The following is a 14,516-nucleotide window of genomic DNA, read 5'->3' on the forward strand; positions in this document are numbered from 1 at the left end:
GAGATGAAAATGAAAAGATTGACAGTCATGTTATTATGCGCCGGAATGTGCTTTCCGGCTTTAGCTAGAAAAATTCAAGATCCATTTCCCCACAAAAAGGAAATCTATAAAAAGGGCTGGATCGACTTTAACAAAAACGGAAAGAAGGACATCTATGAAGACCCGACACAGAATATCGAGAAACGAATCGACGACCTGCTTTCACAAATGAACCTGGATGAAAAGACTTGCCAACTGGCTACCTATTACGGTTACAAGAAAGCTCTGGAAGACAGCGTACCTACCGCCGCATGGAAAACAAATATACTGAAAGACGGAATAGCCAACGTAGACGAACACCTGAACAAGGAAATTGGAGATCCGAATACATTGGCCACGGCGCTGGCCGAAACTCAACGTTTCTTTGTGGAATATACTCGATTGGGTATTCCTGTGGATTTTACAAATGAGGGAATTAGAGGTCTATGCGCGCGTAGTGCAACCAGTTTTCCGTCGATGAATGGACTGGGATGTACATGGGACAAGGAACTGGCTTATATGCAAGGTGTCATTGAAGGCCGGGAAGCCCGTGCCATGGGCTACACCAACATCTATGCCCCTATTCTGGATGTAGCGAGAGACCAACGCTGGGGGCGGTGGGAAGGGTCTATCGGTGAAGATCCCTATTTAGTAGCACGTATCGGAGTAGCCATGAGCAAAGGTATACAGAGCCAGCGGGTTGTATCCACTCCCAAACACTATGTCGGTTACGGTGACTGTAAGGCGGCCCGTCAATGGGATTCGCGTACTGATCCTCATATTACTCCTTCGGAAATGTATTATATTCATGAATACCCCTTCCGGAAAGTCTTTCAGGAAGCAGGCGCTTTGGGCGTGATGTGTGCCTACAATGACTACGACGGGGTACCTATGGCCGGTAATTATCATTATCTGACAGAAGTTCTGCGTAAAGAAATGGGATTCAAGGGTTATGTAGTATCAGACAGCTATGCTATTGGCCGTTTGAATGGTGTACACAAGGTTACCCCCAATTATAAGGAATCTGGGCGTAAGGCTATAGAGGCAGGACTGAATGTACGCACCGAGTTCAATGATCCTACTGAATACATCACAAATATTCGCGAATTGGTACTGGAAGGCAAGCTATCTATGGAGAGGGTAGATGAATTGGTAAGAGATGTCTTGTATGTTAAGTTCTGGTTGGGCTTGTTCGACAATCCCTATACCGGTTCTACCAAGGAGGCTTCCGATATCGTTTCATGCGAAGATCACTTGAATACCGCATTGCGGGCTTCGCGTGAATGCCTCGTACTGTTGAAGAATGCTGATAACATGCTTCCCCTCCAGACCCGATACCGCAAGATTGCCGTCATCGGTCCCAATGCCGACTCGAAAGATTACATTCCAGCACATTATGGTCCGATGGGCTTCGAACGTTTTTATAGTGTAGTCGACGGACTCAAAAGTGTCTATCAACATGATGATGTAGAAATCAATTACGTCAAAGGTATCGATATCGTAAACCCGGGTTGGCCCGAAAACGAACTGATGTGCGACACCCTGACGACCGGCGAACAACAATCCATACAGGAAGCCGTAGAACTGGCACGCCGCAGTGACGTGGCCGTACTGGTATTGGGAGATAACCAACGCACATCCGGCGAAAGCCGTACACGTAGCAGCCTAGATTTGCCCGGACATCAGGAACAGTTGCTCGAAGCAGTCGTAAAGACAGGAAAACCTGTTGTGTTGGTTCTCATCTGGGGACGTCCCGCAACTATTAACTTCGCTGATCGTTATTGCAAAGGTATTTTGGCTGCTGGATATCCGGGTGCACAAGGTGGACTGGCCATTGCAGAAGCATTGAAGGGAGACTATAATCCTGGAGGCAAACTTACCGGTACTTGGCCAAAAACGGTCGGCCAGCTTCCAATGAATATACCGACCAAGCCCAATGCTAATTGGGAACCTATGAAATATCATTCGGTTGCCAACAAAGGATTACTGTATTGCTTCGGACATGGATTATCCTATACAACTTTCCGTTATGATGATTTGAAGATAGACAGTATTCACACCCAGACCGCTCATGTCAAAGTATCGTGCCGAGTGACTAATACGGGAAGTGTGGCTGGAGACGAAGTGGTACAGCTATATGTCAACGATGTAGTAAGTTCTACCACCACCTATGAGAAGAATCTTAGGGGATTTGAACGTATCCATTTGCTGCCAGGTGAAAGTAAGGAAATCACTTTCAACATCGTTCCCGATGATTTGATACTTATTAACGAACAGAAGGAACGGGTAGTAGAACCTGGCGAGTTCAAAGTGATGGTGGGCAGCTCATACGAGGACATTCGTCTGGCTGATAGTTTCTACTATCGTTCGGATATCGCAACGGATGGAGATCTTCAGCCTATAGAAAAAGGAAAGATGATTGATGAATCGAACTTCAAGGAAGAAAAGGAATAACGAAGGAGTTTCTAAAATGAAAGAGCCAGCTTCTGCATGAAAATGCGAGAGCTGGCTCTTTTTGTATCGTCTTATTTCTACTGTCATTTCGGCAGGGCTTTTTTACACTTCGGTAGTTTTTTCATGATTGCAACAGTAATAACCATTACTTTTACTTCCGCAAAAATAAAGAAATCTTGAGATGCTTGAATAAAGGATAAAAATGCTTCTGCTTAAGCATTATTAGTCAAAATACAAGCAGTAAAAAGGCATGGATTTTGTTTTAATAATAAAGCTTGGGTAATGTTGCCCGGCAGAAAAAATGTGAACGATGAAGAATTTGACATGGATGATGGCGATGTTCCTGCTCATGCTGGCAGGGAGCGCCGCAGCACAAGAAGAAAAGGAATTGACAAAGGTTGAAAAGAAAGCCTTGCAGGAACGTATTGACAAGTATCTGCACGATGAGGCAGAAGAGGCTCTTAACAACCGCGCTTTCACACTGGAGGCTGATCAGGTGATATTCAAGTATGGACAAACGGCACATGTGACGGCTAATACCAACTTTGTTTCGGTGAAGGATGACCATGCCGTTGTGCAGACTGCTTTCAATATCCCTGTCAGTGGTCCGAATGGACTGGGCGGTGTGACTGTAGAAGGGATATTTTCGGACTATGAGCTGAAAAAGGACAAGAAAGGAAATATCTCGCTTTCTATCAACGTGATGGGTACAGGTATTTCGGCTCGTGTGGACATCACGCTCTATGAGGGAAGTAACAAGGCTACGGTCAGCATTACGCCTAACTTCAATTCGAATCGCATGACGCTTAACGGTGTGATCGTGCCGATCGAAAAAAGTAGCGTATTCAAAGGACGTTCTCTATGAGAAGGACAGGACAAATGATGTGCAATAAACTTAACTATAGAAATTTATGAAAAAGATTTTATTATTGGCTTGCATGGCGCTGACGATTGCGGCATGTGAAAAAGATCCCGATCTGGGACAACTGGATTCGGATATGGTGGTTTACACCGATTATGACAGCGAGACGGATTTCAGTAAATTCCAGACTTATTTCCTGCCGGACAGTATTCTGGAGGCAGGAAGTCACCACGCTACATACTGGAAAGACGAGAATGCGCAAAAACTTATTGATGCTGTAGTGGCTGAAATGAATAGTCGTGGTTATCAACGGATCACTGACCCTGAACTGAAGTCGGAGGCTGACCTTGGTGTACAGCTTTCCTATATCGCCCAGCGAGTAAATATCTCCAGCGGTTGGTGGGGTGGCTGGTGGGATTACGGCTATTGGGGTCCCTGGTGGGGCGGCTGGTACTATCCTTACACTGTCAACTATAGCTATGATACCAATACGCTGGTTATGGAAATGGTAGACCTCTCGGATGGGGGAGAAGAGAATGCCAAATTGCCTGTGGTATGGTATGCTGACGCATCGGGTTACCAATATAATTCGAATTACGATATCCGCCTGATGACCGAGGCCATTGGACAGGCTTTTGAGCAGTCACCCTATATTCAGTCTAACAAATAAGAAACGGAGGTTTACAATGAAAACAATATATAACCAAAACATACTGAAGACTCTAGCGTTGGCAGCTTGCATGCTGCTGGCCTTCCTTCCACAAGCACAGGCTCAATATGCTTCGCAGCGAAAAGTACACTTTGCCGTAGATTGGCAGATGAATGCTCCTCTGGCTACCGATTTCACTGACAAAATCAGTGGCTGGGGTATGAATTTTGAAGGCGTTTACGACGTGACGTCCCATTTTTCGGCTGGTGCGTTCCTCTCGTTTCATACCAATCATAGCTACGTAGGGCGCCAGACCATCAGTCTTTCGCCAACCGAAAGCCTGACTACGGACCAGCAACGCTCGGCTTTCCAATTACCTTTCGGAGCCACGACGGCTTATACCTTCTGCACGAATTCGAACGTCCGCCCTTATGTCGGCGTCAAGCTGGGAGCCATGTTTGGCCGTTATACTACTTACTTTGGTACAGGTGGTCTTTATGATACCAGCTGGGGATTTTATGCCTCGCCTGAAGTTGGCCTCAAAATCTATCCGAACTTACAGAAGAACTGGGGCTTCCATATTGCCGGTTACTATAGTTATGCGACGAACCGGGCAGAGACATTGACTGTCGATATTGAGGGACAGAACAACGTCGGGTTCCGCCTGGGTGTCTTGTTCTGAACGAGGACAGACCGTCCTTTTTATATTCTGTGATTTATTTGAAGAGCCCGCAGGCTTGTCATAATCTTTGGCAAACTTGCGGGCTTTTCTTGTAAATAACAGGAGGAAAATGGGTAGGGGAACAGGGTGTAATTGCTCATTCCCGTCTGTATTGTGCATTTTCTGTCCCTATTTCTTGCCAAACCCGACACTTTCCGTAAATTTGCAGGCTGATAGCCAACTATATATTGACAGTTGACAGAAATAAAAAAGAGAAATACTTATACTAATTATTTAATATCATGAGTTTGAAAATCGTAGTATTGGCAAAACAAGTGCCCGACACCCGCTGTGTGGGCAAGGATGCCATGAACGCCGACGGTACCATCAACCGTGCGGCCCTTCCGGCCATTTTCAATCCGGAAGACCTCAATGCGCTGGAGCAGGCGCTACGTCTGAAAGACGCATACCCGGGATCGACCGTCACCATGCTCACCATGGGACCGGGACGTGCAGCCGAAATCATTCGCGAAGGACTTTACCGCGGTGCCGACGGCGGCTATCTGCTGACCGACCGTGCCTTTGCCGGTGCCGACACGCTGGCCACCTCGTATGCACTGGCCACGGCCATCCGCAAGATAGGCGAGTATGACATCATCCTCGGCGGCCGCCAGGCCATCGACGGCGACACGGCACAGGTAGGCCCGCAGGTGGCCGAAAAGCTGGGCTTGCCGCAGATTACGTACGTAGAGGAAATCCAGGAAGTGAAGAACGGCCGTATCCGCGTGAAGCGCCATATCGATGGTGGCGTGGAGACCGTAGAAGGTCCGCTGCCCATTGTGCTCACCGTGAACGGTAGTGCCGCTCCTTGCCGTCCGCGCAACGCCAAGTTGGTGCAGAAGTACAAACGTGCCATGGGCGGACAGGAGAAAGCTGCTCTGACTAAAGACGGTGCTGAACTGCCCTATGCTTCGCTCTACGAACAGCGCCCCTATCTGAACATCACGGAGTGGAGCGTGGCTGACGTCAACGGCGATACCAAGCAATGCGGTCTCAGCGGTTCGCCCACCAAGGTGAAGAAAATCGAGAATATCGTCTTCCAGGCCAAGGAGAGCAAGACCCTGACAGGCAGCGATGCGGATGTAGAAAACCTGATTGTTGAACTTTTGGCTAACCACACTATCGGATAAAGAATTATGAACAACGTATTTGTATATTGTGAGATGGACGGCTGCCATGTTGCCGACGTCAGTCTCGAACTTTTGACCAAAGGCCGTAAGTTAGCCAATGAATTGGGCTGCCAGCTGGAAGCCATTTGCGCCGGCACCGGCCTCGAAGGTGTAGAAAAACAAGTGATGCCTTTCGGCGTAGACCGCGTACACGTGTTCGACGCTCCGGGTCTCTTCCCTTATACTTCCCTGCCCCACACTTCCATCCTTGTCAACCTGTTTAAGGAAGAGAAGCCTCAGATCTGCCTGATGGGTGCCACCGTCATCGGCCGTGACCTCGGCCCGCGTGTATCTTCGGCCCTGACCAGCGGATTGACCGCCGACTGTACACAGCTGGAAATCGGTAGCCACGAGGACAAGAAGCTCGGCAAGACTTACGAAAACCTGCTCTACCAGATCCGTCCTGCTTTCGGCGGTAACATCGTAGCCACCATCGTCAACCCCGAACACCGTCCGCAGATGGCTACTGTCCGCGAAGGCGTGATGAAGAAAGAGATTCTCGACGAAAACTATCAGGGGGAAGTAATCCGTCACGATGTGGCCAAGTACGTGCCCGAAACGGATTATGTAGTTAAGGTTATTGACCGCCACGTGGAGAAGGCCAAACACAACCTGAAAGGCGCTCCCATCGTAGTGGCCGGAGGTTATGGTATGGGCTCGAAGGAAGGCTTCGACATGCTGTTCGAACTGGCCAAGGAACTTCACGCTGAGGTCGGTGCCAGCCGTGCTGCCGTCGATGCCGGCTTTGTCGACCACGACCGTCAGATCGGTCAGACTGGTGTAACGGTTCATCCCAAGCTGTATATTGCCTGTGGTATCTCCGGCCAGATCCAACACATCGCTGGTATGCAGGACGCAGGTATCATCATCTCTATCAACAATGACGAGAACGCTCCCATCAACGCCATTGCCGACTATGTCATCAATGGAACGGTGGAAGAGGTAATTCCTAAAATGATTAAGTACTACAAAAAGAACAGTAAGTAATGGCAAACTTTTATACTGAACACCCGGAATTGCGCTTCCATCTGAACAACCCGCTGATGGAACGCATTTGCGAACTCAAGGAACGCAACTATAAAGACAAGGATGAGTACGACTACGCGCCGCAGGACTATACCGACGCGATGGACTCATACGATAAAGTATTGGAAATCACCGGTGAGATTACCGGCGAGGTGATTGCCGCCAACGCAGAAGGCGTGGACGAGGAAGGTCCCCACTGTGCCAACGGCCGTGTGGAATATGCCAGCGGTACGAAACAGAACCTCGACGCCATGGTGAAGGCCGGCCTGAACGGCATGACCATGCCGCGCCGCTACGGTGGCCTCAACTTCCCCATCACTCCCTACACCATGTGTGCGGAGATCGTGGCCCAGGCTGATGCCGGCTTCGGCAACATCTGGTCGTTGCAGGATTGTATCGAGACGCTGTATGAATTCGGTAACGAAGACCAGCACAGCCGTTTCATTCCCCGCATCTGCGCCGGCGAAACCATGTCTATGGACCTGACCGAGCCCGATGCCGGTTCCGACCTGCAGAGCGTCATGCTGAAAGCTACCTACGACGAGGCTAACCAGTGTTGGCGCCTGAACGGTGTGAAGCGATTCATCACCAACGGCGACGCCGATCTGCACCTCGTACTGGCCCGCTCCGAAGAAGGTACACACGATGGTCGCGGCCTCTCCATGTTCATTTACGACAAGCGCGACGGCGGTGTGGACGTACGCCGTATCGAGAACAAGCTCGGTATCCATGGTTCACCCACTTGCGAACTGGTTTACAAGAACGCCAAGGCCGAACTTTGCGGCGACCGCAAGCTGGGTCTGATCAAATATGTGATGGCGCTGATGAACGGTGCCCGTCTGGGTATTGCCGCACAGTCTGTCGGCCTCAGCCAGGCAGCCTACAACGAAGGTCTGGCCTATGCCAAAGACCGCAAGCAGTTCGGCAAGGCCATCATCGAGTTCCCCGCCGTTTACGACATGCTGGCTACGATGAAGGCCAAGCTCGACGCCGGCCGCTCGCTGCTCTACCAGACTTCACGCTACGTCGACATCTATAAGGCGCTGGACGACATCGCCCGCGAGCGCAAGCTGACGCCCGAAGAACGTCAGGAGCAGAAGAAGTATGCCAAGATGGCCGACGCCTTCACACCGCTGGCCAAGGGTATGAACTCCGAATACGCCAACCAGAACGCCTACGACTGTATCCAGATTCACGGCGGAAGCGGCTTCATGATGGAATATGCCTGCCAGCGCATCTACCGCGACGCACGTATCACGAGCATCTACGAAGGTACTACCCAGCTGCAGACGGTGGCCGCCATCCGCTACGTGACAAACGGCACATACGCTTCCATCCTGCGTGAGTACGAACAAATCCCATGCAGCGAAGCCATGCAGCCGCTGATGGACCGTGTGAAGGAGATGACCAACAAGCTGGAAGCCTGCACCAACGCCGTGAAGGAAGCCCAGAACCAGGAACTGCTCGACTTCACCGCACGCCGCCTCTACGAGATGGCCGCCGACTGCGTGATGTCACAGCTCATCATCCAGGATGCTACAAAAGCTCCCGAACTCTTCGCCCAGTCAGCACAAGTTTATGTCAACTACGCTGAGGCCGAAGTAGAGAAGCACTTCAACTTCATCCGCAAGTTCAAGGCCGAAGAGTTGGAAAGCTACCGCAAGTGATACGTGTCCGCCTTCGGGCGACGCACTATAAACGAAAAAGAGGATGTCCCCGCTGTGGGGGCATCCTCTTTCCGTTTTTTCTGAGGGATGGCGTCAGTCCTCTGCCCCTTGTGTCGGAGGCGTTCCGTTGTCGGCCTCCCCGCGCTTGCGGCGCCGCCCCTGGTTGGCCAGCTCCTGACGGAGGCGATAGGCGGCACCGTTGTGCCAAGCCACGACGGTCAGCACTTCGTCCGTTGGTTGGGTGATGGCCAGGGCACTGATGTATTGCGTTAGGGCGCGATAGGCACGGTCTACCTGTCGGCGCGTCTGCTGCGTGTCGATGGCGTGCAGCTCGCTGCGTAGCAGGGCGTCGTCGGCCGCTTCGCCGCGGTAGACGGACTCGAACGCACGTTGCGCCTCGTCCAGCGCCTGCACCTCGGCGGCGAGGCCCAGCAGGGCGATTTCCGAGGCAGTGGGTTCGGCTTGCAGGAGCTCGGTCAGGCGGCTGTAGGCCGACGACGACTCGCCGTACTTGCGGCGTCCCGTCCCGCGGTAGGGGGCGAGTAGGTCGATGAGGTGTTGCGCCGCACGGCGGCGGGGCTCCAGCGGATTGGCGCGGTGGGCATTCACGGTTTGCAGGATGACGCCCAACAGGCGGTCGCGGCGGAGGTCGGCTTCGAGCAGCTTGCGCGTGCTGTTCAGGCCGCGCGGGCGCACGTAGATGCGGCTCTCCACCTGTAGGGCGGCGCGGTAGGCCTGGAGCAGGGGCGTCAGGTTGGGGAAGGACGCCTCCAGCGGGGCAACGATGTCGGCAAAATCGTTGTGGAAGCCGTAGTGCGTGGCGGCGGGCAGCTGTGATACGGGAAATTGGTCGAACTTGGGGTGATTTTTGTCCATATTTCGGTTCGTTTATGTTTTCATGCGGCTAAGATAGTGGATTTTTGTTTATTTGCAGGGGTGCAAATGATTAAAAATCTCGATTTTTGTTTGTTTTTAGGGATACAAGTGGTTAAAAATTGCGATTTTTGTTTGTTTGTAGGGGTACAAGTGATTGAAAATCGTGATTTTTGTTAGTTTGCAGGGGTGCAAGTGATTGAAAATCGCTTTTCCCACCCCGCTGCCAGCCGTTTTCCGCCCTACGGAGCCGGCGGACGGGCAGCAGGGTGGAGGATTGCGAAAAATGGCATCCTCGGGTGGGCGGTCGCGTGGAAAATTGTATCTTTGTCAGACAAGATTTCAGGCTATGAGCGAACTCAGACAAATCCCCAACGTCGGAGCCCAGACGGAGCAGGACCTCCTGGACATGGGCTACCCTACTATCGCCTCGCTGAAAGGCAAGCGGGCCGAAGACCTGTATGCTGAAGAATGCCGCCTGCGCGGCTGTACCCTCGACCGTTGCCAGCTTTACCTGTATCGTGCCGTGGAGTATTTCGTCAACACGCCCCAACCCGACCCGGCCAAGTGCAAGTGGTGGTTGTGGAAAGACGAGTTCGTGCGGCCGTCACCCTGCGGGGCGGTGTGTGCCGAGTGTGCCAGCTTCCCCACGGCCTGTGGCGGTTGCCGGAAGATACGCGGCAAGGTGTTTTGGCTGACCTATACGGACAAGGACGTATGTCCTATCTACGAATGCTGCCGCGACAGGAAGCGACGGAATTGCGGCGGCTGTCCCGAGCTGCCTTGTGCCCGCTTCATGAAGGACCCGACCCTCTCGGATGCAGAAAACGAGGCGCATCTGCGACAGATGCTGGCTCGGCTGGAGGAAGGCGTTGGAAATGAGAATGAGGGAGGCGCGGAATAGAAACAGGAGCGTCGTTATAGTACAATGTCATCCTTCACAGCGTGAAGGATGACATTGTATTTTTTTATTCGTAAGAGGAGTATTGGTAAGTAGAATCTTAAAATTAGAGCATTATGATGGATATTCTTCACGACCCAGAAAAACATCGTTTTACTTTATTACAAAATGGTGAAATGGCTTATGTAGCCTATCGTATTGAAAATAAGATGTTCGATATTCGCCATACTGTCGTTCCAGTTCCTCTGGAAGGCCAAGGAATTGCTTCAGCACTTGTTAAAGAGGCTTATGATTATGCGCGTCAGCAGGGCTATAAATTAGTGGCTACTTGTTCTTATGCAGTTTGTTGGTTGCAACGTCATCCAGAATACGGCGGAGAGCCCAGCTCGGATTATTGTGAGGGTAATGCTTGTGCTCTTTGATTGCAGATAATAACAAAATCCCCTACAGATATGTCTTCTTCCAGTGAAGACATCTGTAGGGGATTTTTGTATGAGGGGTAATGGAAAGCAGGCGGATGTCCGCCTATGCTTTCCTTATGATTTAGCTGGATTATTCAGCAACTTCAGCTCCCCAGTTTTCACGGGCCAGACGCTTGTAGCTGTTGTAACGCCACTTAGCGTTGTCCTCGGCAGCCTGGAAGAGTTGTTCGGCTTCTGCAGGATATTGCTTCATTACAGATGCGTAACGAACTTCACCCTTCAAGAAGTCTTTGAATCCTTCCCATTCGGGCTCTTTGCTATCCAGTGTGAACGGATTCTTGCCTTCAGCTTCCAATGCCGGGTTGTAACGCCACAAGTGCCAGTAACCACACTTAACAGCTTTTTCTTCCTCAGCCTGGCTCTTACCCATACCAGCTTTCAGACCGTGGTTGATACACGGAGCGTAAGCAATGATGAGTGACGGACCGGGATAAGCTTCAGCTTCGCGCAGAGCCTTCAGAGTCTGAGCCTGATCGGCACCCATAGCAATCTGTGCTACGTAAACGTAACCGTAAGTAGTAGCCATCAGACCGAGGTCTTTCTTACGTACGCGCTTGCCGGCAGCAGCAAACTTGGCGATAGCACCTACCGGAGTAGCCTTAGAAGACTGACCACCAGTATTAGAGTAAACCTCTGTATCGAGTACGAGGATGTTTACGTCTTTACCGCTGGCGATAACGTGGTCAAGACCACCGTAACCTATATCGTAAGAAGCACCGTCACCACCGATAATCCACTGGCTGCGTTTTACGATGTACTGTTTCAGGTTGTAGATACCTGCGCAAACCGGACATTTGTCTTTGGCAGCTTCCAGCATCGGAACGATACGTTCGTAGATGTCTTTGGTCTTGTCTGCATCCAGGCTGTTTTCCAACCATTCAGTGAAGATAGCTTTGTATTCAGCCGGAGTAGCTTCGTTTGCAATGCCTTCTTCCATCAGTTTGGCGATACGGGCACGCATCTTTTCGTTAGCCAGTTCCATACCCAGACCGAATTCGCAGAAGTCTTCAAACAATGAGTTAGCCCATGCAGGACCGTGACCCTTCTCGTTCTTGGTGTAAGGAGTAGAAGGAACAGAACCTGAGTAGATAGAAGAACATCCTGTAGCGTTGGCTACCATTTCACGGTCACCGAAGAGCTGAGAAATCAGCTTCACATACGGAGTTTCGCCGCAACCAGAGCAAGCTCCAGAGAACTCGAACAGCGGAGTAGCGAACTGAGAGTTCTTCACGTTGGCCTTGATGTCTACCAAGTGCTGTTTGCTCTTCACGTTCTCTACGCAGTAAGTCCAGTTGGCTGCTTCGGCCATCTGGCTTTCCAGGTGAACCATTGACAAGGCTTTGCCACCTTTCTTCGGATTACCCGGACATACGTCAACACAGTTGCCGCAACCCAGACAGTCGAGTACGTCAACCTGCATGCGGAATGTCATACCGTCGAATACCTTACCGACAGCTTTCAGCTGAGTGAAGTTAGCACCCTTCTGCTCTTCAGCGTCGAGGATGAACGGACGGATGGCAGCGTGAGGACATACGTAAGCACACTTGTTACACTGGATACAGTTTTCGGCATTCCATTCGGGTACGAATGCTGCAACACCGCGTTTTTCGTACTTGGCAGTACCTTGTTCCCAAGTACCGTCTTCGATACCCTTGAAGGCAGATACCGGCAGCAAGTCGCCGTCCTGAGCGTTGATAGGACGAACTACTTCGTTGATGAATGCAGGATCGTTGTTGGCGGCCTTTTCGTCATCAGGCAGGTTAGCCCATGCCGGATCGATAGTCAGTTGTTTGTATTCGCCACCACGGTCAACGGCAGCATAGTTCTTGTTTACAACATCTTCACCCTTCTTGCCATAAGACTTCACGATGAACTTCTTCATCTGCTCTACAGCCAGATCAACGGGGATAACGCCTGTGATGCGGAAGAATGCAGACTGCAGGATAGTGTTGGTACGGTTGCCCAATCCGATTTCCTGTGCAATCTGAGTAGCGTTGATGTAGTAAACAGTAATGTTGTTCTGTGCAAAATATTTCTTAACCTTGTTCGGCAGGTTCTTAGCCAGTTCTTCGCCTTCCCAGATGGTGTTGAGCAGGAACGAACCGTTCTTGCGCAGACCGCGGGTTACGTCGTACATGTGCAGGTAAGCCTGTACGTGGCAAGCTACGAAGTTAGGTGTATTAACCAAGTAAGTAGAGCGGATAGGAGTGTCACCGAAACGCAGGTGAGAGCAAGTGAAACCGCCTGACTTCTTAGAGTCGTAAGAGAAGTATGCCTGACAGTGCTTGTCGGTATTGTCACCGATGATCTTCACTGAGTTCTTGTTGGCACCTACTGTACCGTCAGCACCCAAACCGTAGAACTTGGCTTCGAACATGCCTTCGCCACCTACGGCGATTTCAGCTTCCTGAGGCAGAGAAGTGAAGGTTACGTCGTCTACGATACCGATTGTGAAGTGGTTCTTCGGAGTCGGCAATGACAGGTTGTCGTAAACGGCAAAGATTTGTGCCGGAGTGGTATCTTTCGAACCCAAACCATAGCGTCCGCCAACGATAAGCGGGGCATTTTCCTGTCCGTAGAAGCAGTCTTTAACATCCATGTAAAGAGGTTCGCCGTTAGCACCCGGTTCCTTAGTACGATCGAGTACGGCGATGCGCTTAGCAGTCTTAGGTACAGCTGCCAGGAAGTGCTTAGCCGAGAACGGACGGTAGAGGTGAACAGCTACCAAACCTACTTTTTCGCCCTTAGCACGCAGGTAGTCGATAACTTCGCGGATAGCCTCTGTTACAGAACCCATGGCGATGATGACGCGATCAGCTTCGGGATCACCATAGTAATCGAACAGACCATAGTTGCGGCCAGTGATTTCGCTGATCTTCTTCATGTAGTCTTCCACGATGGCAGGAACTGCATCATAGAAGCTGTTGCAAGATTCACGATGCTGGAAGAAGTGGTCGGGGTTTTCGGCCATACCACGTGCTACCGGAGTCATGGGGTTCATGGCGCGGCTGCGGAATTCAGCTAAAGCTTCCTGGTCGATCAGCGGAGCGAGGTCTTCGTTATCCAGCTTCTCGATCTTTTGGATTTCATGAGAAGTACGGAAACCGTCGAAGAAGTTGATGAACGGAACGCGTGCCTTCAGTGTAGACAGGTGAGCAACACCGGCGAGGTCCATCACTTCCTGTACAGATCCTTCAGCCAACATGGCGAAGCCTGTCTGGCGGCAAGACATAACGTCCTGATGGTCGCCGAAGATACACAGAGCGTGGCTGGCCAGTGTACGTGCAGATACGTGGAATACGCAAGGCAGGTTTTCACCGGCAATCTTGTACATATTGGGGATCATCAGCAACAGACCCTGAGAAGCAGTGTAGGTGGTAGTCAGTGCACCTGCCTGCAATGAGCCGTGTACAGCGCCGGCAGCACCAGCTTCCGACTGCATTTCCTGTACCAATACTGTTTCGCCGAAGATGTTCTTACGACCTGCGGCAGCCCATTCGTCTACGTGCTCAGCCATCGTAGATGACGGGGTGATGGGGTAGATAGCTGCTACCTCGGAGAACATGTACGAGATGTGAGCAGCGGCTTCGTTACCATCACAAGTGATGAATTTTTTCTGTTTAGTCATAACTAAATGAATTTATTAAGTGAAAAATCTCTTTTTTATTTTAGTTTCGTTTTTCTGCGTTTTTAC

General features: G+C 50.9%; 11 protein-coding genes. 9 read left to right on the top strand and 2 right to left on the bottom strand.

Annotated elements, in window-relative coordinates:
- Positions 1–9 precede the first annotated feature (9 nt).
- From HF894_RS00415 to HF894_RS00445, 7 genes are all read left to right on the top strand, one after another.
- Positions 10–2,472: a glycoside hydrolase family 3 N-terminal domain-containing protein gene (locus HF894_RS00415; RefSeq protein ID WP_204970712.1), complete on the top strand. Its 2,463-nt coding sequence runs from the start codon at positions 10–12 to the stop codon at positions 2,470–2,472.
- A 310-nt stretch (positions 2,473–2,782) separates the two neighbouring features.
- Positions 2,783–3,337: a DUF4251 domain-containing protein gene (locus tag HF894_RS00420; protein ID WP_204970713.1), complete on the top strand. Its 555-nt coding sequence runs from the start codon at positions 2,783–2,785 to the stop codon at positions 3,335–3,337.
- Positions 3,338–3,383: 46 nt separating this feature from the next.
- On the top strand, positions 3,384–4,004 hold the full coding sequence (locus HF894_RS00425) for a DUF4136 domain-containing protein (RefSeq protein ID WP_204970714.1): 621 nt from the start codon (positions 3,384–3,386) through the stop codon (positions 4,002–4,004).
- 16 nt (positions 4,005–4,020) lie between these two features.
- Positions 4,021–4,665, top strand: coding sequence for an outer membrane beta-barrel protein (locus HF894_RS00430; RefSeq protein WP_021847062.1), 645 nt, complete (start codon positions 4,021–4,023; stop codon positions 4,663–4,665).
- Between the two features lie 281 nt (positions 4,666–4,946).
- Positions 4,947–5,834, top strand: coding sequence for an electron transfer flavoprotein subunit beta/FixA family protein (locus tag HF894_RS00435; protein ID WP_204970715.1), 888 nt, complete (start codon positions 4,947–4,949; stop codon positions 5,832–5,834).
- 6 nt (positions 5,835–5,840) lie between these two features.
- Complete coding sequence (locus HF894_RS00440) at positions 5,841–6,860, top strand: electron transfer flavoprotein subunit alpha/FixB family protein (protein WP_204970716.1); 1,020 nt, start codon at positions 5,841–5,843, stop codon at positions 6,858–6,860.
- A complete protein-coding gene (locus HF894_RS00445; protein WP_204970717.1) occupies positions 6,860–8,566 on the top strand; it encodes an acyl-CoA dehydrogenase family protein in 1,707 nt (568 codons plus the stop codon). The genes HF894_RS00440 and HF894_RS00445 overlap by 1 nt, the downstream gene beginning before the upstream one ends.
- A gap of 93 nt (positions 8,567–8,659) precedes the next feature.
- On the opposite strand, the gene HF894_RS00450 is transcribed toward HF894_RS00445, so the two are convergent.
- Positions 8,660–9,442: a DUF6261 family protein gene (locus HF894_RS00450; protein WP_204970718.1), complete on the bottom strand. Its 783-nt coding sequence runs from the start codon at positions 9,440–9,442 to the stop codon at positions 8,660–8,662.
- Positions 9,443–9,788: 346 nt separating this feature from the next.
- Between HF894_RS00450 and HF894_RS00455 the strand changes: the two genes are divergently transcribed.
- Entirely contained in the window at positions 9,789–10,343 is a 555-nt protein-coding gene (locus HF894_RS00455; RefSeq protein WP_204970719.1) for a helix-hairpin-helix domain-containing protein, read from the top strand.
- 113 nt (positions 10,344–10,456) lie between these two features.
- Entirely contained in the window at positions 10,457–10,762 is a 306-nt protein-coding gene (locus HF894_RS00460; protein ID WP_317196509.1) for a GNAT family N-acetyltransferase, read from the top strand.
- A 130-nt stretch (positions 10,763–10,892) separates the two neighbouring features.
- Here the strand turns inward: HF894_RS00460 and nifJ are convergent, their stop codons facing one another.
- Entirely contained in the window at positions 10,893–14,450 is a 3,558-nt protein-coding gene (gene nifJ / locus HF894_RS00465) for a pyruvate:ferredoxin (flavodoxin) oxidoreductase (protein WP_075317656.1), read from the bottom strand.
- Positions 14,451–14,516: the final 66 nt, after the last annotated feature.

The organism is Caecibacteroides pullorum (assembly GCF_019239235.1).
GTDB classification, from domain to species: Bacteria; Bacteroidota; Bacteroidia; order Bacteroidales; family Bacteroidaceae; genus Bacteroides; species Bacteroides pullorum.